The organism is Citrobacter sp. Cpo032 (assembly GCF_030332975.1).
Classification (GTDB): domain Bacteria; phylum Pseudomonadota; class Gammaproteobacteria; order Enterobacterales; family Enterobacteriaceae; genus Citrobacter; species Citrobacter portucalensis.
On record NZ_JAOWGU010000048.1, the window covers coordinates 76826 to 99785 of the forward strand.

At 52.6% G+C, this 22960-nt stretch carries 16 protein-coding genes and 1 pseudogene; 11 read left to right on the forward strand and 6 right to left on the reverse strand.

Going from position 1 to position 22960, the window contains the following annotated elements:
* Positions 1–31 precede the first annotated feature (31 nt).
* Positions 32–1990 carry an acetate--CoA ligase gene (gene acs, locus OGY33_RS18295; RefSeq protein WP_003826645.1) on the reverse strand — a complete coding sequence of 653 codons (1959 nt, stop codon included), beginning with the start codon at positions 1988–1990 and terminating at the stop codon, positions 32–34.
* 434 nt (positions 1991–2424) lie between these two features.
* On the opposite strand from acs, the gene nrfA reads away from it, so the two are divergent.
* From nrfA to gltP, 7 genes and pseudogenes are all read left to right on the forward strand, one after another.
* A complete protein-coding gene (gene nrfA / locus OGY33_RS18300) occupies positions 2425–3861 on the forward strand; it encodes an ammonia-forming nitrite reductase cytochrome c552 subunit (protein WP_003826647.1) in 1437 nt (478 codons plus the stop codon).
* Positions 3862–3905: 44 nt separating this feature from the next.
* The gene (gene nrfB, locus OGY33_RS18305) at positions 3906–4472 is read left to right on the forward strand and encodes a cytochrome c nitrite reductase pentaheme subunit (RefSeq protein WP_003826649.1); all 567 of its coding nucleotides are present in this window, start codon (positions 3906–3908) and stop codon (positions 4470–4472) included.
* Positions 4469–5140 (forward strand): cytochrome c nitrite reductase Fe-S protein, encoded by a 672-nt coding sequence (gene nrfC / locus OGY33_RS18310; RefSeq protein WP_003031761.1) that lies wholly within the window; start codon positions 4469–4471, stop codon positions 5138–5140. Before nrfB ends, nrfC begins: the two co-directional genes overlap by 4 nt.
* The gene (nrfD, locus tag OGY33_RS18315) at positions 5137–6093 is read left to right on the forward strand and encodes a cytochrome c nitrite reductase subunit NrfD (RefSeq protein ID WP_191238935.1); all 957 of its coding nucleotides are present in this window, start codon (positions 5137–5139) and stop codon (positions 6091–6093) included. Before nrfC ends, nrfD begins: the two co-directional genes overlap by 4 nt.
* Before the next feature lie 8 nt (positions 6094–6101).
* Positions 6102–8283, forward strand: a pseudogene (nrfF, locus tag OGY33_RS18320) (heme lyase NrfEFG subunit NrfF).
* Positions 8280–8891 carry a heme lyase NrfEFG subunit NrfG gene (gene nrfG, locus OGY33_RS18325; protein ID WP_003826658.1) on the forward strand — a complete coding sequence of 204 codons (612 nt, stop codon included), beginning with the start codon at positions 8280–8282 and terminating at the stop codon, positions 8889–8891. Before nrfF ends, nrfG begins: the two are co-directional and overlap by 4 nt.
* A 344-nt stretch (positions 8892–9235) precedes the next feature.
* Positions 9236–10546 (forward strand): glutamate/aspartate:proton symporter GltP, encoded by a 1311-nt coding sequence (gene gltP / locus OGY33_RS18330; protein ID WP_020996087.1) that lies wholly within the window; start codon positions 9236–9238, stop codon positions 10544–10546.
* A 78-nt stretch (positions 10547–10624) separates the two neighbouring features.
* Here the strand turns inward: gltP and yjcO are convergent, their stop codons facing one another.
* Together yjcO and fdhF are read right to left on the reverse strand one after the other, a co-directional pair.
* On the reverse strand, positions 10625–11308 hold the full coding sequence (gene yjcO / locus OGY33_RS18335) for a Sel1 family TPR-like repeat protein YjcO (protein ID WP_048215118.1): 684 nt from the start codon (positions 11306–11308) through the stop codon (positions 10625–10627).
* Between the two features lie 91 nt (positions 11309–11399).
* Positions 11400–13547, reverse strand: coding sequence for a formate dehydrogenase subunit alpha (gene fdhF / locus OGY33_RS18340; RefSeq protein WP_191238934.1), 2148 nt, complete (start codon positions 13545–13547; stop codon positions 11400–11402).
* Positions 13548–13835: 288 nt separating this feature from the next.
* On the opposite strand from fdhF, the gene OGY33_RS18345 reads away from it, so the two are divergent.
* Positions 13836–14567 carry a response regulator transcription factor gene (locus OGY33_RS18345; RefSeq protein ID WP_008786942.1) on the forward strand — a complete coding sequence of 244 codons (732 nt, stop codon included), beginning with the start codon at positions 13836–13838 and terminating at the stop codon, positions 14565–14567.
* Positions 14568–14654: 87 nt separating this feature from the next.
* Here the strand turns inward: OGY33_RS18345 and OGY33_RS18350 are convergent, their stop codons facing one another.
* From OGY33_RS18350 to OGY33_RS18360, 3 genes are read right to left on the reverse strand one after another with little or no spacing between them, the layout of a single operon-like run.
* Positions 14655–15659, reverse strand: coding sequence for a carbohydrate kinase family protein (locus OGY33_RS18350; protein ID WP_100247236.1), 1005 nt, complete (start codon positions 15657–15659; stop codon positions 14655–14657).
* Positions 15656–16516, reverse strand: a complete 861-nt coding sequence (locus tag OGY33_RS18355; protein WP_003826670.1) for a ketose 1,6-bisphosphate aldolase — start codon at positions 16514–16516, stop codon at positions 15656–15658. Before OGY33_RS18355 ends, OGY33_RS18350 begins: the two co-directional genes overlap by 4 nt.
* A gap of 14 nt (positions 16517–16530) precedes the next feature.
* On the reverse strand, positions 16531–17214 hold the full coding sequence (locus OGY33_RS18360; protein ID WP_008786945.1) for a D-lyxose/D-mannose isomerase: 684 nt from the start codon (positions 17212–17214) through the stop codon (positions 16531–16533).
* A gap of 514 nt (positions 17215–17728) precedes the next feature.
* Between OGY33_RS18360 and OGY33_RS18365 the strand changes: the two genes are divergently transcribed.
* From OGY33_RS18365 to OGY33_RS18375, 3 genes are all read left to right on the forward strand, one after another.
* Positions 17729–20302 (forward strand): type VI secretion system Vgr family protein, encoded by a 2574-nt coding sequence (locus OGY33_RS18365; protein WP_286572095.1) that lies wholly within the window; start codon positions 17729–17731, stop codon positions 20300–20302.
* Positions 20295–22391 (forward strand): T6SS effector phospholipase Tle3 domain-containing protein, encoded by a 2097-nt coding sequence (locus OGY33_RS18370; RefSeq protein WP_191238931.1) that lies wholly within the window; start codon positions 20295–20297, stop codon positions 22389–22391. Before OGY33_RS18365 ends, OGY33_RS18370 begins: the two co-directional genes overlap by 8 nt.
* Positions 22392–22400: 9 nt before the next feature.
* Positions 22401–22960, forward strand: a 560-nt coding sequence (locus OGY33_RS18375) for a T6SS immunity protein Tli3 family protein (protein WP_286572097.1), incomplete at its 3' end; no start/stop codon positions are given.

Below are 22960 nucleotides of genomic sequence, written 5' to 3' on the forward strand. Positions count from 1 at the left end.
CGCGTCGCCATCCGGCATTTTCAGGACTTTGTTATGATGGCATCGCGATGGCCTGCTTCTCTTCGAGCAGTTTCTCCACGACGCCAGGATCGGCGAGGGTCGAGGTATCGCCCAGATTGCTGGTATCGCCCGCCGCGATTTTGCGCAGGATGCGGCGCATGATTTTGCCGGAGCGGGTTTTCGGCAGTGAGTCGGTCCAGTGCAGCACGTCTGGCGTTGCCAACGGACCAATTTCTTTACGCACCCAGTTGCGAACCTCGGCGTACAACTCAGGTGACGGCTCTTCACCGTGATTCAGCGTGACGTAGGCGTAGATCGCCTGGCCTTTAATATTATGCGGAATTCCCACCACCGCGGCTTCGGCAATCTTCGGATGCGACACCAGCGCCGATTCGATTTCAGCCGTTCCCAGACGGTGGCCAGAGACGTTCAGCACATCGTCCACACGTCCGGTAATCCAGTAATAGCCATCTTCGTCACGGCGCGCGCCGTCGCCACTGAAGTACATATTCTTGAAGGTAGAGAAGTAGGTTTGCTCAAAGCGTTCGTGATCGCCAAACAGCGTTCTCGCCTGGCCTGGCCACGAGTCGGTAATCACCAGGTTACCTTCCGTCGCGCCTTCCAGCGGATTACCTTCGTTATCGACAATCGCAGGCTGTACGCCAAAGAACGGACGGGTTGCGGAACCGGCTTTCAGCTCGGTAGCGCCCGGCAGTGGGGTGATCATGAATCCCCCGGTTTCGGTCTGCCACCAGGTATCGACGACCGGACATTTTTCGTTGCCGATCTTCTTCCAGTACCACTCCCACGCTTCCGGGTTGATCGGCTCGCCAACGGAACCCAGGATACGCAGCGACGAACGGTCAGTACCTTCAATCGCTTTGTCGCCTTCTGCCATCAGTGCGCGAATGGCGGTCGGTGCGGTATACAGAATATTGACCTGGTGCTTGTCCACAACCTGTGACATACGCGCAGGCGTTGGCCAGTTTGGTACGCCTTCGAACATCAGCGTGGTTGCGCCGCAGGCCAGCGGGCCGTACAGCAGGTAGCTGTGTCCGGTTACCCAACCCACGTCAGCGGTGCACCAATAGATATCGCCTTGATGGTAATCAAACACGTACTTAAAGGTGGTTGCAGCGTAGACCAGATACCCGCCGGTAGTGTGCAGCACGCCTTTCGGCTTGCCGGTTGAACCGGAGGTATACAGGATAAACAGCGGATCTTCCGCGTTCATCTCTTCCGGTTGGTGTTCTGAGCTGGCTTTCTCGATAAGATCGGACCACCACAGGTCACGGCCTTCCTGCCACTCCGTTTTACCACCGGTACGTTTGAGGACGACCACATGTTCAACGGTCTTCACGTTCGGGTTTTTCAGCGCATCATCGACGTTCTTTTTCAACGGGATAGCGCGTCCGGCGCGTACGCCTTCATCGGCGGTGATCACCAGGCGTGAATTAGAGTCGATGATACGTCCGGCGACGGCTTCCGGTGAGAAACCACCGAAGATGACAGAATGCACGGCCCCTATGCGGGCACAGGCCAGCATGGCAACCGCAGCCTCTGGCACCATCGGCATATAAATGGCCACCACGTCACCTTTTTTAATGCCTAAATCCAGTAGCGTATTGGCGAAACGGCAGACATCGCGATGCAACTCGCGATAGGTAATGTTTTTGCTTTGGGTAGCGTCATCGCCCTCCCAGATAATGGCGGTACGATCGCCGTTTGCCTGCAGATGGCGGTCAAGGCAGTTTGCGGCCAGGTTCAGGGTGCCGTCTTCGTACCATTTAATCGACACGTTGCCTGGTGCGAAGGAGGTGTTCTTCACCTGGCTGTACGGCTTGATCCAATCAAGAATCTTTCCCTGCTCGCCCCAAAATGTGTCGGGTTCGTTAACGGATTGCTGGTATTTCTCTGCGTACTGCTCCGGATTTATCAGGCAACGATCCGCAATGTTTGCGGGAATAGCGTGTTTATGTATTTGGCTCATGGCTTTTGTTCTCCTTGTAGGATGTTAATAATATGTCTCATAAACGTTAAATGTAGGGGCTTTGAGAGTTTTGTTTAGTATTTGCGCGGCAGATCACGCAATAAACGAATTGTGCAAATTAGCGACAAACTGAATTTTGAAGGGAACTAGCAAAAATTGATTAAATCTCGCGATAACATGCAGTTATCTAAAGGATTGTTGAAAAGGTGATCTGTCTCTGAATTAGACAAAAGAGTGAGAGATTAGAGGGGTGTAATAACTCTAAAGTGGTATTTTACATACACTTACAATTGATTAAAGACAACATTTTCAGTGTGGTTTCTTGTTACAAATAGGGTGGAGCAATGTCATGACAGTATTCGTGTGGTTGCTGTTGTGGAAAACAATAAAAGAACCGCCATTGCAGATAATGGCGTCATCTGGATGAGACCCCTATGGCAAGGATAAAATCACGCGTACGCCGTTTCTTCAGCCTGTTATTACCTTTATTATTTATTTCTGCTGTTCACGCTGAACAAACTTCTGTACCTGCAAAAACCGTCACCGTTGAAGCGAAGAATGAAACCTTCGCACCTCAGCATCCCGATCAATATCTCTCCTGGAAAGCCACGTCTGAGCAATCAGCCCGTGAAGATGCACTGGCAGAAGATCCGCGTCTGGTGATCCTGTGGGCGGGATACCCATTCTCGCGCGATTACAACAAACCGCGGGGACACGCGTATGCCGTGACCGATGTCCGTGAAACCTTACGTACCGGCGCACCAAAAACGGCAGAAGATGGTCCGTTGCCGATGGCCTGCTGGAGCTGTAAAAGCCCGGACGTAGCGCGTCTTATCCAGAAAGACGGTGAAGATGGCTACTTCCACGGTAAATGGGCGCGCGGCGGTCCGGAAATTGTTAACAACCTCGGTTGTGCGGATTGCCATAATACCGCGTCACCAGACTTCGCCAAAGGCAAGCCAGAACTGACCCTGTCGCGTCCTTATGCAGAACGCGCGATGGAAGCCATCGGTAAACCGTTTGAGAAAGCCGGTCGCTTTGACCAGCAATCCATGGTCTGCGGCCAGTGCCACGTGGAATACTACTTCGACGGTAAAAACAAAGCCGTTAAGTTCCCGTGGGACGACGGCATGAAAGTCGAGAACATGGAGAAATACTACGACAACATTGCTTTCTCTGACTGGACCAACTCCCTGTCTAAAACGCCGATGCTGAAAGCGCAGCACCCGGAGTATGAAACCTGGAGCGCGGGCATTCACGGCAAGAACAACGTGACCTGTATCGACTGCCACATGCCGAAAGTGCAAAACGCGGAAGGCAAGATCTACACCGACCATAAGATTGGTAACCCGTTCGATAACTTCCCTCAGACCTGCGCGAACTGCCACACCCAGGACAAAGCGTCCCTGCAAAAAGTGGTCGCCGAGCGTAAACAGGCCATTCATGACCTGAAAATCAAAGTTGAAGATCAGCTGGTTCGTGCGCACTTCGAAGCGAAAGCCGCATGGGATGCGGGCGCGACTGAAGCGGAAATGAAGCCGATTCTGGAAGATATCCGTCACGCACAATGGCGCTGGGACCTGTCTATCGCCTCACACGGTATTCATATGCACGCCCCGGAAGAAGGTCTGCGGATGCTGGGTAGCGCAATGGATAAAGCCGCCGACGCGCGTACCAAACTGGTCCGTCTGCTGGCGACCAAAGGCATCACGCATGAAATTCCGTTGCCGGATATCTCGACCAAAGAGAAAGCCCAGGCGGCGATTGGTCTCAACATGCAGCAAATCAATGCTGAGAAGCAGGACTTCATCAAAACGGTGATTCCGCAGTGGGAAGATCAGGCGCGTAAAAACGGTCTGTTAAGCCAATAACCCCATTTCGCCCCGCAAGGGGCGGATAACTCAACGGAGTGAATATGAGCGTATTACGTTCGTTATTAACTGCTGGGGTGCTGGCGTCAGGCTTGTTATGGAGCCTGAGTGGAATCACTGCCACGCCAACGCCGCAGGAGTCGGATCAACGCTGGACGGTTACCCAACAGCGTAATCCGGATGCTGCCTGTCTGGACTGTCACAAGCCGGATACCGAAGGCATGCATGGTAAGCATGCGGAAGTCATCAACCCGAATAACAAACTGCCGGTCACCTGCACTAACTGTCACGGCCAGCCATCACCGAACCACCGTGAAGGGGTGAAAGATGTGATGCGCTTTAATGAGCCGATGTACAACGTGGAGCAGCAGAACAGCGTCTGTATGTCCTGTCACCTGCCTGAGCAGCTGCAAAAAGCGTTCTGGCCGCACGATGTCCATGTAACCAAAGTGGCGTGTGCCAGCTGTCACTCACTGCATCCGAAGCAAGACACGATGCAAACGCTGAGCGATAAAGGACGGATCAAGATTTGCGTCGATTGCCACAGCGATCAGCGTAACAATCCGAACTTTAACCCGGCGTCGATTCCGTTGCTTAAGGAGCATCCATGAGTTGCTCTCGTCGCCAGTTTATCACCGGCGTCGGCGCGCTGGTGGCAGTGAGCGGGACGGCGGGGCGCGTTGTGGCGAAGACGCTGAACATCAACGGCGTGCGTTACGGTATGGTACATGATGAGTCATTATGCATCGGCTGTACGGCCTGTATGGATGCTTGTCGCGAAGTCAACAACGTGCCGGAAGGCGTATCGCGTCTGACGATTATTCGCAGTGAGCCGCAAGGAACGTTTCCTGATGTGAAGTATCGCTTCTTCCGTCATTCGTGCCAGCACTGCGACCACGCTCCCTGCGTTGACGTCTGCCCGACGGGGGCATCGTATCGCGATGCCGCCAGCGGCATTGTGGATGTGAACCCGGACCTTTGCGTTGGCTGCCAGTACTGCATTGCCGCGTGTCCTTATCGCGTGCGCTTTATCCATCCGGTGAGCAAAACGGCGGATAAATGCGATTTCTGCCGGAAAACCAACCTGAAAGCGGGCAAACAGCCCGCCTGCGTTGAGTCATGTCCGACGAAGGCGCTGACGTTTGGTAATCTGGACGATCCCAACAGCGATATCTCCCGTTTGTTGCAGCAGAAAACGACCTACCGTTACAAGCTGGCGTTGGGTACAAAACCGAAGGTCTACCGCGTTCCCTTTAAATTTGGGGAGGTGAGCCAATGACATCCGCTTCTGCATTTCATTTTGAATCACTGGTGTGGGACTGGCCCATTGCCATCTATCTGTTCCTGATAGGTATCTCTGCCGGACTGGTCACGCTGGCGATTCTGCTGCGTCGCTTCCATCCGGAGGCGGGCGGTTCGGACAGCACGCTGCTGCGCACTACGCTGGTGTTAGGGCCGGGGGCGATTATCCTCGGTCTGTTGATTCTGGTGTTCCACCTGACGCGGCCATGGACTTTCTGGAAACTGATGTTCCACTACAGCTTCACTTCGGTGATGTCGATGGGGGTCATGCTGTTCCAGTTGTACATGGTGGTGTTAGTGCTGTGGCTGGCAAAAATCTTTGAAAAAGAAGTGATTGTCCTGCAACAGCGCTGGCTGCCGCGGTTAGGTATCGTGCAGAAAGTATTGACGCTGATTGCGCCGTTCCATCGTGCGCTTGAGACGTTAATGCTGGTGCTGGCGGTCCTGCTCGGGGCGTACACCGGCTTTCTGCTGTCGGCGCTGAAATCTTACCCGTTCCTGAATAACCCGATCCTGCCGGTGCTGTTCCTGTTCTCTGGGATCTCCTCCGGCGCCGCGGTGGCGCTGATCGCCATGGCGTTACGCCATCGTAGCAACCCGCACAGCACCGAAGCGCACTTTGTGCATCGCATGGAAGTCCCGGTGGTATGGCTGGAGATCTTCCTGCTGGCGGCGTTCTTTGTTGGTCTGGCGCTGGGTGATGACGGCAAAATGCGCGCGCTGGCGGCGGCACTGGGCGGTGGATTCTGGACCTGGTGGTTCTGGCTTGGCGTGGCTGGGCTTGGGCTGATACTACCGATGCTGCTAAAACCCTGGGCCAACCGCAGTTCGACGTTTCATGGCGTGCTGGCAGTCTGCGGTGCTAGCCTGACCGGCGTACTGCTGCTGCGTTTTTTTATACTCTATGCGGGTCAGCTAACCGTTGCGTAAGGTGATATCTGGACGTTCTCCTTCCTGAAGCCGGTTTTCTGGCGCTGTTATTAAGCCTTGGGGTCAACGTGTTGACCCCGCTTGCCGTGTTGGTGGGTGTCCGCCAGCGCTGGCAAGGGGTGATGCGCCTTGCAACGGTGGGCGTGTGGGCGCAATTTACCCTGCTACTGCTGGCTTTTGCCATTCTGGTATTCTGCTTTTTGACCAGCGACTTTTCGGTGGTCTACGTTGCTCAGCACAGCTACAGCCTGCTGCCGTGGGGATTAAAACTGGCGGCGGTGTGGGGTGGTCATGAAGGATCGCTGCTGCTGTGGGTGCTGTTTCTTTCCGGCTGGAGCGCGCTGTTCGCTTTACGCTATCGGCGTGATACCGACGCGCTGTTTCCGCTGACGCTCAGCGTCCTTTCAATGATAACGGCCCTGCTGCTGCTGTTTGTGGTGGTATGGTCCGATCCGTTCGTGCGCATCTTCCCGCCTGCCATTGAAGGGCGCGACCTTAACCCGATGCTGCAACATCTCGGGTTAATCCTCCATCCACCTCTGCTGTATCTGGGTTACGGTGGTTTGATGGTGGCGGCAGGCGTGGCGCTGGCCTCGCTGCTACGTGGTGACTTTAATGCGCAGAGCGCCTGGGTGTGCTGGCGCTGGGCGCTGCCCGGCTGGTGCGCGCTGACGCTGGGAATTATCCTCGGCTCTTGGTGGGCCTATTGCGAGCTGGGCTGGGGCGGCTGGTGGTTCTGGGACCCGGTTGAAAATGCCTCCTTATTACCCTGGCTTTCCGCCAGCGCGCTGCTGCATAGCCTGTATATCACGCGCCAGCGCGGAATCTTCCGCCACTGGTCGCTGCTACTGGCGATCGTCACGCTGATTTTATCGCTGCTTGGGACGCTGATTGTACGTTCCGGCATTCTCGTTTCGGTGCATGCTTTCGCGTTGGATAACGTCCGCGCCGCGCCACTGTTTGCGCTGTTTACCGTGTTGAGTCTGGCGTCGCTCGGGCTGTACGCCTGGCGGGGCCAGCAAGTCCGGCAGTATGCGCGTTTTGGCGGCTGGTCGCGCGAGATGCTGATTCTGGTTGCGCTGCTGCTCTTTAATGCGGTGCTGCTGATTGTGTTGATTGGCACGCTCTACCCGATGATTTACGGGCTGTTCGGCTGGGGACGGCTCTCCGTAGGCGCACCGTACTTTAACCGCGCTACGCTGCCCTTTGGCCTGCTGATGCTGCTGGTTATCGTGCTGGCAACGGTAAGAAGCCGCAACGTGTCTTTCCGCATCCAGCTTCCGGCACTGCTGGCGCATGCCGGGGTGCTGGTGTTTGCGGCGGGGATCGTCTTTTCCAGCGGTAGCCGTCAGGAGATAAGCCTGAACCTGAGCCCTGGGCAGCAGGTTGAACTGGCGGGTTACATTTTCCGTTTTGAGCGTCTCGACCTGGAAGCCAAAGGTAACTACACCAGTGAAAAAGCGCAGATCACTCTGTGGCACAATGAGAAACGTATTGGCAGCCTGCAACCTGAAAGGCGCTTCTATGCCGCGCGCCGTCAACAGATGATGGAGCCGGGGATCCGCTGGAACCTGATGCATGACTGGTATGCGGTAATGGGTGAAAAAACCGGACCTGACCGCTATGCCATGCGTTTGTACGTGCAGACCGGCGTGCGCTGGATTTGGGGTGGGGGACTATTAATGGTCTTTGGCGCGCTGCTGAGCGCATGGCGAGGGAGAAAGCGCGATGCGTAAATTAATTACAACGTTGCCGGATGGCGGCGTAAACGCCTTATCCGGCAAAAAGTTTTTACTCTTAACGCTCGTCCTGTTTTTCATCACTTTCGCTACACATGCCCAGGTTGTGGATACCTGGCGCTTTGAAAATCCGCAACAGCAGGAACAAGCGCTGTCCATTGCCAGCCAGCTTCGCTGCCCGCAGTGTCAGAACCAAAACCTACTGGAATCCAATGCGCCGGTAGCGGTCAGTATGCGCCATCAGGTTTATAGCATGGTGGCGGAAGGGAAAAGCGAAGCCGAGATCACGACATGGATGACCGAGCGTTACGGTGACTTCGTTCGTTATAATCCGCCGCTGAATGAGCAAACGCTGCTGCTGTGGGCGTTGCCGTGCCTGCTGTTATTGCTGGTAGGTGTGGTGGTCTGGCGAGTGAGAAGACGTCAGCATACGGAGGAAGGTGAACAATGAACCAGTCCGAACCGCTGTTACGCCCAATGCCTGTGAAGCGGCTGACCGCTGCGGCGGTGCTGATGGTTGTGGCCTGCATTGGAGGCTACTTGTTGACGCCAAAATGGCAGGCGGTTCGTCAGGAGCAAACGAGACTGGCAGACCCTTTACATGCTTTCTCCGATGAAAATGTTCAGGAAAAACAGTTGCTTTTGCTGCAATCGCAGATTCGCGCTAATCCCCAGGACGGCGTGAAATGGGCGCAACTCGGGGAGTACTATCTTTGGCAAAACGCGTATCATAATGCGCTGCTGGCCTACGAACAGGCGCTGCGTGTCGGCGGTGAAAATGCTGAGATCTATTCAGCGATGGCAACGGTATTGTATTACCAGGCCGGACAACATATGACGCCGCCCACTCGCGAGATGATTGATAAGGCTCTGGCGCTGGACCCGGCAGAGGTCACCGCGCTGATGCTGTTAGCCTCAGATGCGTTTATGCAGGCAGACTACGCCCAGGCTATTTCAGTGTGGCAAAAGGTTATGGATTTAAATTCGCCTAGGGTGAACCGGGCACAGCTCGTTGACTCTATTAATATGGCGAAGTTATTGCAGAATCGGCAAAAATAAATTTGTTTTTTTTGTGATTTGTATCATTTGGCCTGTTTAAAAAACAGGCAAACGAACAAATGGGCGAAAAAAACTCACACCATGACTTCTTCATTTTTGAACATATTAAAATTCTTTTATAACAAAAAGTTATTCATCAATACCGCGATAAAATTGCATTTTTATGCATAAAATCAGCCAAAAGCCCTGTTCTTAGAGGGTTGCGCGGAATGCCATGCAGATGATAATGATAATAAGCGTTAAAAAACTCCATAAACGAACGCAACACAATTCATACCCTTTCAGTATGTACTATTCCCACGCACCGCATGTGGAATAGCGCTCCATCGAGGAAGTCCGTTGTTATGAAAAATTTGAAAGTCAGCCTGGCATGGCAGATTCTAATCGCCATGGTGCTGGGCATTCTGCTAGGGAGTTACCTGCATTACCATAGTGACAGCCGTGAATGGCTGGTTGTAAACCTGCTGTCACCGGCGGGCGATATCTTTATCCATCTGATCAAAATGATCGTTGTGCCCATTGTCATCTCTACGCTGGTTGTCGGTATTGCCGGAGTCGGTGATGCAAAACAGCTGGGCCGCATTGGCGCCAAAACTATTCTCTATTTCGAAGTGATCACCACCGTGGCGATTATCCTTGGGATCACGCTGGCTAATGTGTTCCAGCCGGGTTCCGGGATTGATATGTCGCAACTGGCGACCGTGGATATTTCGAAATATCAAAGCACGACTGCAGAAGTACAGAGCCACGCGCATGGTTTGATGGGGACAATTTTGTCACTGGTGCCGACCAATATCGTCGCCTCGATGGCAAAAGGCGATATGCTGCCGATTATCTTCTTCTCGGTGCTGTTCGGTTTAGGCTTGTCTTCCCTGCCGGCAACTCACCGCGAACCGCTGGTTACCGTGTTCCGTTCTATTTCCGAAACCATGTTTAAAGTGACCCACATGGTTATGCGCTATGCGCCAGTCGGCGTTTTCGCGCTGATTGCCGTTACCGTCGCGAACTTCGGTTTTGCCTCTCTGTGGCCGCTGGCGAAGCTGGTGCTGTTGGTGCACTTTGCCATCCTGTTCTTCGCGCTGGTGGTGCTGGGTATCGTGGCGCGTATCTGCGGTTTGAGCATCTGGATCCTGATCCGCATTCTGAAAGACGAGTTGATTCTGGCTTACTCTACCGCCAGCTCCGAGAGCGTACTGCCGCGTATTATCGAGAAGATGGAAGCCTATGGCGCGCCAGCTTCAATCACCAGCTTTGTGGTGCCGACCGGCTACTCATTCAACCTTGATGGTTCAACGCTGTACCAGAGTATTGCTGCGATCTTTATTGCACAGCTGTACGGTATCGACCTGTCGCTGTGGCAGGAAATCGTGCTGGTGTTGACGTTGATGGTGACCTCGAAAGGGATTGCGGGCGTGCCGGGCGTATCATTCGTGGTGCTGCTGGCAACGCTGGGCAGCGTGGGGATCCCGCTGGAAGGCCTGGCGTTTATTGCTGGTGTTGACCGTATCCTCGACATGGCGCGTACCGCGCTGAACGTGGTGGGTAACGCACTGGCGGTGCTGGTTATCTCCAAGTGGGAACACAAATTTGACCGCAAAAAAGCGCTGGCCTATGAGCGCGAAGTATTAGGTAAGTTTGATAAGACCGCCTTGTAGGCCAGATAAGGCAACGCCGCCATCCGGCAACCTGCTCCGGGTTGCCTGATGGCGCTACGCTTATCAGGCCTACAACGACTACCCGTTGGTTAACTTTTCAAACTCTTCGCAGCCGGTATCGAATCCTTCCGTACAGCTCAGATTCAGCCAGTGCAGTGCCTTCTGTTTATTCTTCACGATAAAACCCTGCTCACCGTTTAAGAACATCATCCCGGCCCAGTATTCGGAATAACCGGTGCGGGAGATGGCTGAGCTACGTTTGAAATACCACGTCGCTTTCTCATCGTCTGCGGGAATACCCACGCCGTTGGCGTAAATCAGCCCAAGCAGCATTTGCGCGTCGACGGCGGAGTCGTTTTCCAGGTCCTCGGAGGCGTTTTGCAGCAAGGTAATGGCTTTGGGGTAATCGGTGTGTCCAGCCTGAGTGTTGACCAGAATACGCGCCAGCGTAATTTCCCCGGTTTTACTGCCTGCCTGGGTCGCTTTTTCCGCCAGCGTTTTGGCCTGGGGGTAATCCAGACTGACCGGATTGGTAATCTTAATCTGTGCCAGCAATGCGTAAGCATCGGCATCACCATTGTCGGCGGCTTTTTGCGCCCAATATTCCGCTTTACCCAAATCGCCTGAGCTAAACCAGGTATCAGCGAGGAAATATTGTGCACGTCGGTCTCCGGACTCGGCGGCTTTCAAAAACTGACTACCGGGCTCTTCGGCATGGACAAAGCATGTCATTAACACCATCAAGGCGAAAAGTCGTTTCATCTTATATTTAGATTTAGTGTAGGGAATGAACAGTATAGAGAGATTATGTGCATAAAAAAACGGCCTCCGAATGGAGGCCGTCAGGGGAAGCTTAACCCATCGCGCTTTCGCGCAGGCTGGCTTTCAGCTTGGTGTACTCATCAATGACATACTGCTCGGCAGCGCGCTGATCGGCAATGCGTTCAACGTTTACAGCACAGTACTTGTACTCCGGCGTTTTGGTAATCGGACTTAAGTTCTCGGTTACCAGTTCATTACATGCACCAATCCACCACTGGTAGGTCATGTAAATCGCGCCTTTGTTTGGACGATCGCTGACTGCCGCACGGGTAATGACCCGGCCTTTACGCGAGTTCACCCACACCAGCTCTTCATCCTGGATGCCCAGGCGTTCTGCGTCGGCGGTGTTGATCTGGGCATAGCCCGGTTCATCCGCCAGCGCGGCCAACGCCGCACAGTTACCGGTCATCGAACGGCAAGAGTAGTGGCCGACTTCACGCACTGTAGACAGTACCATCGGGTACTCCTCAGTGAGTTTGTCGATTGGCGCTACCCAGTCGCAGGTGAAGAACTGCGCCAGGCCGTTCGGGGTGTCGAACTTCTCTTTGAAGAGATAAGACGTACCCTGGTCGGCTTCTGAGGTGTCGCGGCAAGGCCACTGGATATAACCCAGTTCGCCCATTTTCTCGTAAGTGGCACCATAGAAATCCGGGCACAGATGACGCAACTCGTCCCAGATTTCCTGGGTGTTGTTGTAGTGCATCGGATAGCTCATACGGGTGGCGATTTCACTGATAATCTGCCAGTCCGTTTTCAGATCCCACTTCGGCTCAACGGCTTTAAAGAAGCGCTGGAAGCCACGGTCAGCTGCGGAGAATACGCCTTCATGCTCACCCCATGACGTAGACGGTAAAATAACGTCTGCGGCAGCGGCAGTTTTGGTCATGAAGATATCCTGCACGATAACCAGTTCCAGATCCTCAAAGCCTTTGCGCACTGCGGAGAGTTCAGCATCGGTTTGTAATGGATCTTCACCCATGATGTACGCCGCGCGGACTTCGCCATGCGCTGCACGGTGCGGCAGTTCGCTGATGCGATAACCGGTATGAGCAGGCAGACTTTCCACGCCCCAGGCTTTAGCGAACTTCTCGCGGTTAGCCGGATCTTTCACATACTGATAGCCCGGATAGGTATCCGGCAGCGCGCCCATGTCACATGCGCCCTGAACGTTGTTCTGCCCACGAACCGGGTTAACGCCCACGCTCGGCTTACCGAGGTTGCCGGTCAGCATTGCGAGGCTGGTCAGTGAACGCACGGTTTCCACGCCCTGATAGAACTGGGTAACACCCATGCCCCACAGGATTGCCGCGCTTTTCGCCGTGGCATACATACGTGCAGCCTGACGAATATCCTGCGCGCTAACGCCCGTGATATCTTCGACAGACTCCGGCGTATAGCCTTCGACGATCTTGCTGTACTCTTCGAATCCTTCCGTACGGGAGGCGACGAACGCCTGGTCGTACAGTTTTTCTTCGATGATGACATGCCCCATGGCGTTGAGCAGCGCGATGTTCGAGCCGTTTTTCAACGCGATGTGCATGTCGGCAATACGCGCGGTTTCAATTTTGCGCGGATCGCAGACGATGATTTTCGCCCCGTTACGTTTAGCATTAATCACGTGATTCGCCACGATCGGGTGGGAATCCGCCGGGTTATACCCGAAGATGAACACTAAATCCGTGTTATCAATTTCATTGATAGCATTACTCATTGCGCCGTTACCGACCGATTGGTGCAGACCTGCAACCGATGGGCCGTGTCAGACGCGAGCGCAGCAGTCAACGTTATTGGTACCAATAACGGCGCGCGCGAATTTTTGCATTACATAGTTGGTTTCGTTACCTGTACCGCGAGATGAACCGGTCGTCTGAATAGCGTCCGGGCCGTACTTCGCTTTGATGGCGCTCAGGCGATCGGCGACGTAATTCAGCGCTTCATCCCAGGAAACAGATTCCAGTTTGCCGCCACGCTGGCGACGGATCATAGGGGTTTTCAGACGAGGGGTCAGGATCTGGGTATCATTGATAAAATCCCAGCCATAGTAGCCCTTCAGACACAGGGTACCCTGGTTGGTTTTCCCCTGCGCCGCTTCAGCCCGGACGATTTTGCCGTTATCGACCACCAGGTTGATTTTGCAACCTGATGCGCAATATGGGCAAACCGTGACGACTTTTTTCATCGGTCTCGCTCCAGTTAATCAAATCGCGCATACGCGCTTGTCGTTTTTGTTATGCATCTTTTATGCCATGTTTTTATCAGGGGCATTAGTCGATATTACGGGCGAATTTTGCGCAAAACCCTGACGAAAAACAGGCTGTCGTCATATTTGACGTGACGAATCTCCAATACGTGACGCCCCGGCAGTGTGACCGAGGTTATGTTTCCCGCACATCCTTGTGCCTTATCGCTGTCACTCTGTGCAGAATCAATCACACTCATTTAAGTTGGCCAGAAATGGGGAAAAACAATGAAGCCAGCCATACTGGTTGTGGATGATGACATCGCTGTCTGCACGCTTTTACAGGATGTGCTGAGCGAACACGTCTTTACGGTGACCGCCTGTCACACCGGGCAGGAGGCGCTGCGCTGCATTGAGACTCAGCCGGATATCGCTCTGGTATTACTGGATATGATGTTGCCCGATATTAACGGTCTGATGGTGCTACAACAGGTGCAGAAGATGAGGCCCGGATTACCGGTAGTCATGCTGACGGGCTTAGGCAGCGAGTCGGATGTGGTTGTCGGGCTGGAAATGGGGGCTGACGACTATATCGGTAAGCCGTTCAATGCGCGGGTGCTGGTGGCGCGGGTAAAGGCGGTGCTCAGACGCGTTGGCGTGTTAACGGCAGAAAGCGGCGGCCCACAGACCACGGGGCTTTCTTTTAATGGCTGGCATCTCGATACCGCCGGTTGCCAGTTACATAATCCCCAGCAGTTGAAGGTGGAGTTGACGCAAGGGGAATACAGCCTGCTGTTGGCGCTGGCCCAAAATGCCCGGCGGGTGCTGAGCCGGGAACAACTGCTGGAGCTGACGCGCAGCGACAGCGTTGAGGTGTTTGACCGCACTATTGACGTGTTAATCATGCGGCTGCGGCGAAAAATAGAGAACAACCCGCACCAGCCAATGTTGATCAAAACCCTGCGCGGGCTGGGTTATGTGTTTGCCGCCGACGTGCAACATCACGATAAGGCGGCGTGAACGTGTGCAGTTGCCGGATGCGGCGTAAACGCCTTATCCGGCCTACAAAAGCGATAACAACTCCGTAGGCCTGATAAGCGTAGCGCATCAGGCGTCAGCCATTTCTGCTTTCAACTCTGCCAGCGTCTTCGCGCCATCTATCGCATTCGCGCACAGCAAGCTTGCCCGCGCACAGGCGTGTGCCAACCTGACGCTGTCCGTCAGCGACCAGCGCTCATGACAGCCATACAAAAATCCAGCGCAAAACGCATCTCCCGCCCCGACGCTGCCAACGATCTCCTCCTGCGCCAGGTACTGCGACGGGATCCAGACGCCCGGCAGATCCGGCGCTTCACCCCAGGCACCTTCCGGACAGTGGATCACCACCCGCTGGCGTACACCTGCATCCAATAATTCGCGTGCGGCGGTGGCGATGTGCGCAATATGCAGTTCGCCGTTGGGCTGGCGGATCTCCAGCCCGCTGAACTCCCCGGCTTCCAGCTCGTTAATCACCAGATAGTCTAGATGGCGCAGGGCTGGCATCACCAGCGGTTGATAGCGCGGGTCGCCCTTGCGTGAGACCAGATCCAGCGACGTTTCAAAGCCGTTGTCGCGCATTTGCGCCAGCAGCCGTGCGCTACGCGTCCCGAACTCCTCATCCGGCATGTCCAGACTGTCGAGCAGCAGCAGATATCCCAGATGGAAGATTTTCATCGAGGTATCCAGTTGCTCAAACGCAGGCAGATCGAGTAGCCGATTGGCACCGGGCGAGTGGAAAAAGGTGCGCTGACCGCTGGGATCGGTCATCACCTGCGACATCGACGTGGGGGCGAATGTGGTGCGCTGCACGTGTTGGCGATTAACGTGATACTGCTCCAGCATCGCCATGATGTAGTCGCCGTCGCTGTCCTGACCGATTAACCCCACCGCCTGCAACGGCAGCCCAGTGTGCATTTTTGCCAGCGTCAGCAGCACATTAAGCGGCGCACCGCCCGTGGCGCGTTCGCTACGGGTGATTTCCGCCAGCCAGCCACGTTCCGGCCACTGCACAATTTGATGCACGTGATCGACCAGCATGTTGCCTGCGGCGATAACGCCTTTGCGTTCCATCAGACCCGTCCCGCGCTGCCAAAAATGCGCATCTGTTCCGAAACGGTATCGGTAATGGCCTCTTCAATGCCGAGCAGCAGTTCGGCGAATTCGTCGTACAGCGGCTGGCGATTCGCCATCCGTGTTTCTACCGCCGACAGCGCCGCCTGCGACATGCCGGTATAGAAGTTGATTTTGTGAATGCCGAGTTCAATCGCGCGCTTGAAATCGTCGTCGCTGATGCCGGAGCCGCCGTGCAGTACCAGCGGGATTGCCGCCTGCTGGCGAATGGCGTCCAGACGCGGGAAGTCGAGCAGCGGTTCGCCTTTGTATTTGCCGTGGGCATTGCCAATGGCGACCGCCAGCGCGTCAATCCCGGTTCTGTCGACGAAATCACGCGCCATCATTGGGTCGGTAAACAGCGACTCGTCGGCATGACCGTACAGCGCGCCGCCCTCATCACCGCCCACCGCACCCAGTTCGGCTTCCACCGACACGCCGACGGCATGGCACATTTTCACCACTTCGCGGGTCTGGCGGATATTTTCTTCATACTCCAGCGTGGAGCCATCGAACATCACTGAACTGAACCCTAAGCGTAGTGCCCGAACTACCGACTCAAAGTGCAGGCCGTGGTCAAGGTTTAGCACCACCGGAATGTCATGCCGCGCGGCTTCGAACTTGACCGCCTCGACCAGAGAATCCAGCGAGATATATTTAAAATGTACTTCGGCGATATTGATGATAAACGGCGAACGTTCCTGCTTTGCCGCGGCAAACAGCGCGCGCAGGAAGTGTGAATCCAGAACATTAAATGCCCCTAAGGCATAGCGATGCTCACGGGCATGTGCAAGGCCATCAGCGAGAGATATCAACGGCATAATGCGCTCCTTGGTTAGCGGAACAGGCGATATTCGTTACACAGCACCAGCTGCGCCGGCTCGTCTTCTTCAATGTCGTTATAGCGGGCGATCGGTTGCAGAAAGTGGTTATCGTGGTCGTCGTCATTAACAGAAGAAACCTCGCCGACCAACACGTCGCCAAAACCTTCTTCCGCCCAGAAGCTGTGATACAGGCCCGGCGGCAGGCAGATGCTTTCACCCGGCGTCAGGCGTAACTGACTGCCCGCTGCATGGGTTTGCCGACAGCCGTCAATCACTACGCTCACGTCGGTCTCCTCCGTTTGTTCCCGGATCCCCGCATTCCACAGTTCCACAATTAAATTGCCGCCGCCGCGATTGATAATGTCTTCGCGTTTGCGCCAGTGAAAATGCATCGGCGTGACCTGCGCATCGCGAACATGCATGATTTTCTCGGCGTAGCATTTCTCGTAAGGCATTCCTTTCGGCGAGCCATTACGCAGAGTGAACAGCGTTAACCCTTGCGCGGCGAAATTGTTGCCGCCAAATGCGGTGACATCCCAACCGAGCTTAAGGTCGAACACTTCGCTCCAGGCTGTGGCATCAAGCTTGCGCCATTGGGTCGGGGGGAAGCTGGCAAAAGGGGGGAGATGCACGTCGTGCTGAGAGAAAAACTGGCGCGTGTGGCCAAGGATCTCGTTTATTGCGGAGCGTTTCATTGATTCTCCTGTGGCTGATAAGATGACCTTTATGCGGCCCTCTCTCAAAGGGAGAGGGAGAAAACCAAAATCTTTCCTTAGGAACACATGGGCATAATCCAGTTACCTCTCCCCTCACAGCAGAATAGGGAATAGTTATATTTTATTGTGTTTTTTTATGGGAGGATGTGATTTATTCAATAAAAAAATAAATAAAAAGAATGCTTCTATAAATGTTATTGTAAATCATTGGGTTAATGTTTTGTTTTTTTAGTTCCCTCTCAGTTTTTGGAACCATTTGGATGTGACTGCTTGATCGTTGCCTCACGGTGAAAAACGAATGCGGCGTTATATAAATCGTTTTGTTAAAAAATTATTTCATTGAATCTAAAATCGCGTCAGTTAATCGTTTATTTATATGTCGTAATTATATTACGTGTTTGACTAATAATAATTAATTTACTTTCCAGATTTTTTCAGTAAAAAAACAACCTTTTTTTATTATTGTTGATATGCTGACTGGACTTTATTTCTTATGTATTACTTTCTTTTTGCAAGGGATGCGATAATGAAAAAGGGTTCGGGTTTCTATAATCTTGAAGGTATAGTTTCAGAGGAGAGTATCAATAAGTATTTATTCTCCGTAAGGGGCGAGAGTAAGTTAGGGTTGCTGGATGTTGAAACAATTGAAGGTCATGAAAAGTTAAGTAAACCATACAGTTATAAAATTACATTCACATCAAAACAAAAAAGCATCCCTCCTGACTCACTTCTTAACATTGAAGGCTCGCTGAAAATCAGAGCACCTAATCATAGCTGGAATAAATATATTCAAGGTTCTGAGATGTGGCTATATGAACGGCAAATTGAAGGCGTCATTACGTCATTTTCGCTTATTAGTACATCAGCGGATGAATCACTGTATGAAATCAGGCTGGAGCATAAGCTGGCATTACTCTCACGACGCAAGCGTTCGGCTATTTACCTGAACATAAATGTGCCGAAATTGGTCACGCAGATCCTCAAAGAACATGCTTTTGCCGATTATGAAATCGACTTTGATAATCTTGTTTGTATCTATCCCAACCGGGAAATGATCGTCCAGTGGGAGGAGTCGGATTTAGCGTTTATCAGCCGCATCCTGTCAGAAGTTGGGATCTGGTTCAGGATCGCAAATCATCATGCTGTTTCGCACATTATGGTGGTTATCTTCAGTGATTCACAATGCCAGTACATTTTTGATCAAAAGATTATGCACTCATCCCACGCTGGGCTGACATCAAATGATTATTCGATCGATAAGCTGGTATCAAAGCACAATGTTGTCTCGGCAGACGTTAGGGCGAAGAACTTTGATTACAGGCTGGCAAACTCGCTGATGCTAAATGCTGACGCCGATGTGTCTGCGGAAAGGGCTACGACATATGGCACAGAGTATCGCTATGCGGATATCCATCATCAGCCGGGATCGCAATTTGCCGAGGTGCAGCCAGGTGAATCCAGCTGGTTCTATGCCAAACTGCATCACGAAATTATTCTTAATAATCAGTCCATTTTAAACGGTGTGACCACCAGTCCGTCGATCGTGCCGGGGATGGTGCTGGAAATCGACGGTACCATTCCACATGCTTTCGACTCTGGATTTGTGGTAACGGCAATGCGGGTGACGGGGAGGCGAGATGCAGCGCTCCAGTCCCGGCTTATCGGTATTCCCTACAACCAGAACGTTTGTTTTCGACCTCAGCCGCTACCCCGGCCACGTATTGCGGGTACTGTTCCCGCGATCGTTTCATCATCAATAGACAATGACAAATATGCTCATATCGATGTGCAGGGTCGATATTGGGTGAAGTTTGATTTTGACCTCGACCAGCACAGGCAAGGTTATGAAAGCATGCCCGTTCGTCTGGCGCGGGTTTATGCCGGCGATACTTATGGTCATCACTTTCCGCTCATCCAGGGCACAGAGGTTGCCATTGCGTTTGAAGGCGGCGATCCGGAAAGACCTTTCATTGCGCATGCCCTGCATCATGCTCCAAAGCCAGACCCCGTCACCAGCCGCAACAATACCCGCAACGTCATCCGTACTGCGGGTCTGAATAAGCTGCGAATGGAGGATCGGCGCGGGCAGGAACACGTCAAACTGAGTACCGAGTACGGCAAAACGCAATTGAACATGGGCCATCTGGTTGATGCTGGCGGTAAACCGCGCGGCGAAGGCGCAGAACTGCGCACCGATGACCGCGCGGTCCTGAGGGCGGCAAAGGGGATATTACTCACGACCGAGGCGCAGCCAAAAGCCCAGGGCAAGCAGCTTGATATGAGCGCAGTGGTTCAGCAGCTTCAGGACGCGCTTACGCTGGCAACGTCACTTCAGCAGAGCGCGCTGACGGCGCAGGCGTTAAATGTCGAATTGGGGCAGCAGCAGCAGCTTAACGCTGCGCTTGAACAGCTTACCCGTTCGGGACTGGTGGCCTACGCCGATCACGGTATGGCCCTGCTGACACCACAAACGATGGCATTATCAGCAGACAAAGATTTGTCGCTAAACGCCGCCAGCAACGGCAGTTTTAACGTCTTTAAAAAACTCTCAATGGCCGTTGGACAGGGCCTGTCACTTTTCAGCAGAGCTATCGGAATCAAAATCATCGCCGCAAAAGATGATATTTCCGTCCAGGCGCAGCGCGGCGAAATGGGCCTGCTTTCTGATAAGCATTTTCATATTCAGAGTATGAACGGCAACGTAACCATCAGCGCCAGGAAGAATATCCAGCTTTTGTGCGGTGGTGGCGGTATCAGAATAAATGAAGACGGCTCTGTAAAAATATTCTCTCCCGCAAAAGTGCAGTTGAAAGGCACCTCTCTTGACTGGAGCGGACCGGAGTCGGCGAAAGATAAAACCCCTGTCTTTCAGGAGGAGCAGTTTCATCGCCGCATTAAATTACATGGCTCTGGCAACCCAGACGATGTTCTGAAGAATACAAAATTCAGACTGACTAAGGCATCAGGCGAAACCATTGAAGGCGTCACTGACGATGAAGGAATGACGCCGTTATTGGATATGACTGAAATGGACGAAATGAAAATGGAGATTTTGCCAAATGAGTAACAGTCCCTTTAATCCACGGGTGGTGGCGACAGGTGTACAGGGCGTGCCTAAATCAACGGGCGGAAAAATGGCTGTCTGCGACGTGCCCGTTAAGTATTCCATGCCCTGCATTGTGATCCTTGTGCACGGCGTCAACGATGTGGGCGAGGCCTATCAGAATCAGGAGCAGGGTATTATCGCTGGCCTGAATGAACGTATGGGCCGCACGGATATGTATCCGCATGAATGGCAGCAGTACAAAATGGATATGGGCGATGGCGAGCAGCAGAATGTAAAAATGCCCGGACGCAGCCCGGTAATTCCATTTTATTGGGGATATAAACCCGTCGATCATGCGACGTATATAGAAGACCAGCGGCGTTATCGCGAAGAACGGGCTAAATCAGGAGACGCCGCAAAACTGCCTTACAACGCCTATCAGGAAGATGACAACACAAAGCTGGAAAAGCTGGGGCATATTCCCCAAACCACCTTGAAATATCAGAATGATAATTTCGGCAACGTGCTGGACGATGTGTATGCCAAAGGCGGGGGTACCTTTGCCAATGCGACAACCACTATTCCGGATATGTTAGGCCCTGGCTCCGGTGGTCCAGCGAACGCTACGGCAGGATTTGCTTCATTTCATCTGAATAGTGGGGATTTTACGCACCCTATTTATGATAACCCGCACCGTATTTATCAGTTTTTTGCCGCGCAGCGGCTGGCTGATTTAATCCTGATGATTCGAAATAATAAACCTACTGAAAACGACCCCATTAATATCATTGCGCACTCCCAGGGAACGATAATTACCATGCTGGCCAATATGCTGGTAAAAGCAACTGGTGCCGATCCCGCCGATTGCGTGATTCTCAACCATTCTCCCTACGCACTGGAAAAAACGGCTGCTGAAGGTATGACGCCCGGACATCATCAAACGGATCGCGCCCGACAGCAGACGTTTAAAAATTTCTGTCATTTGATGGCGACCAACGCCAGATATGGCAAGGGGGAATATCACACGCAGGCCGAGATCGATGAATTAGAAGGCGCGCTGTGCCTGAGTAAAACCAATTCACAGTGGTGTAAGAATAAACTTTATACCCGTAATAACTTTGGCAAGGTATATAACTATTTTTGCCCCAATGACAGTGTGGTTTCATTACTTAACGTCCAGGGATTGGGCTGGCGGGGAGTCCCCCATAACATTGCCAGCGGTATAGATAATCTGCGCCAGAGGGTTTTCTGTGAAAATGGTCCGGAAATAGGCGGCAGCCCACTGAGCGTGCCTTTTGAAATGCCGGCGTTAAAAAAAGGTTGTTTTGATCAGGATACGCTGGCGACCAGACAATATACATTTGCGGATGTTGTTGTGAATGGTGAGCAGCTCCCCGTCACCTTCAGACACCAGTTACAGGGCGCGGGAAGTCAGTATAAATATTCGATAGCGCCGGGTTCACCCGATCAGGACATCTCATTTTCTGCAAAAGCCACGGTTATTTCGCGCACTGAAACCGACACCAGAACGCTGAGCGGGGCTGGTTTTGATTCTTTACAGCCGGGCCAGGCATTAACGCCCACTGAACTTGCGATGTTCTCCAAAAAATATGGTAAGCCTTATACCAAAGGCGTTGTTCTGGGCGGGGGATACAATAAAACCGTTCAACTGATTTATGAAAAAACGCCGGATGAGCTGCAAAAAGAATGGCTGCAATCAGAGCGGATTGGTTACAGCCAGCACTCTTCTATTGTTATGTCGAAAGATGCCCCCGCGAAAGCGATGGCCTTCGATCTGGCGGTGGGAATATGCAGGGCATTTGATCACCGCTGTGGAGAATTCTGGACCGAGCTACTCCTGCGCGGAGACTGGCGTATGAAGCGTAATGGTTTTCAGGAAGCTATTGATTATTATAGTACTGGAAAGTTGAACGAAGACCATACTAAAAATTTCATGAATAGGCCAGATGATATTTTACCAACAGGAGCGTTTGGCGTGGTTAACGAATATTGCCATTCAACAACGGTTAAACCTGCCAGACATAATGAAATATATAATACCGAGACACCCAATCTGCAATGGGATATGCCAAAACCGCTTAATGTTTAAGGATGAATTATGAATAAGGGAAGTGCGTTAAAAATAATAATCGGAACTATTTCGCTATGTGCTATCGCTGGCTGTACGAAAAAAACACCCTCACAGATTATTTATCGCTATGATGATAACCGATATCTGGAATTAAAAGGCTATAATTGTGAGGGAGCGCTTTGGTATCATGATATCAGGCGGAATATACATAAAGAATTAGTAAATGGCATTTATTCAACGTATCGGATATTTTCCGGAGTATATATTCATCCATCAGATAAGTATATTCTGATACCGCGATGGGAGCCTGGGGCATATAAAATATCTAAAGATTACGGACAAACGTGGCAGGTCGCAACGTATATGTCCCCATCTCAGGGGCAAGAGAAAAATTCTGATGGGAATATGGTAGATAGACCTGAAGGAAAAGAAATAAAAAGAGTGGTGGTAGTTAATAATCAGGCATTTATTACCACGGCGAAGGGGCATTTATATCTGAGCTCATACCCTTTTGACGACCCGCGTCTGGCGCCGGGTGGTCCAGGTATAGACTATCAATACTTTGATGACACCTATTATCTCTACAG

Coding starts and splice junctions, on each gene's coding strand:
- acs (WP_003826645.1), bottom strand. CDS start 1,990: ATGAGCCAAATACATAAACACGCTATTCCCGCAAACATTGCGGATCGT.
- nrfA (WP_003826647.1), top strand. CDS start 2,425: ATGGCAAGGATAAAATCACGCGTACGCCGTTTCTTCAGCCTGTTATTA.
- nrfB (WP_003826649.1), top strand. CDS start 3,906: ATGAGCGTATTACGTTCGTTATTAACTGCTGGGGTGCTGGCGTCAGGC.
- nrfC (WP_003031761.1), top strand. CDS start 4,469: ATGAGTTGCTCTCGTCGCCAGTTTATCACCGGCGTCGGCGCGCTGGTG.
- nrfD (WP_191238935.1), top strand. CDS start 5,137: ATGACATCCGCTTCTGCATTTCATTTTGAATCACTGGTGTGGGACTGG.
- nrfG (WP_003826658.1), top strand. CDS start 8,280: ATGAACCAGTCCGAACCGCTGTTACGCCCAATGCCTGTGAAGCGGCTG.
- gltP (WP_020996087.1), top strand. CDS start 9,236: ATGAAAAATTTGAAAGTCAGCCTGGCATGGCAGATTCTAATCGCCATG.
- yjcO (WP_048215118.1), bottom strand. CDS start 11,308: ATGAAACGACTTTTCGCCTTGATGGTGTTAATGACATGCTTTGTCCAT.
- OGY33_RS18345 (WP_008786942.1), top strand. CDS start 13,836: ATGAAGCCAGCCATACTGGTTGTGGATGATGACATCGCTGTCTGCACG.
- OGY33_RS18355 (WP_003826670.1), bottom strand. CDS start 16,516: ATGCCGTTGATATCTCTCGCTGATGGCCTTGCACATGCCCGTGAGCAT.
- OGY33_RS18360 (WP_008786945.1), bottom strand. CDS start 17,214: ATGAAACGCTCCGCAATAAACGAGATCCTTGGCCACACGCGCCAGTTT.
- OGY33_RS18365 (WP_286572095.1), top strand. CDS start 17,729: ATGTATTACTTTCTTTTTGCAAGGGATGCGATAATGAAAAAGGGTTCG.
- OGY33_RS18370 (WP_191238931.1), top strand. CDS start 20,295: ATGAGTAACAGTCCCTTTAATCCACGGGTGGTGGCGACAGGTGTACAG.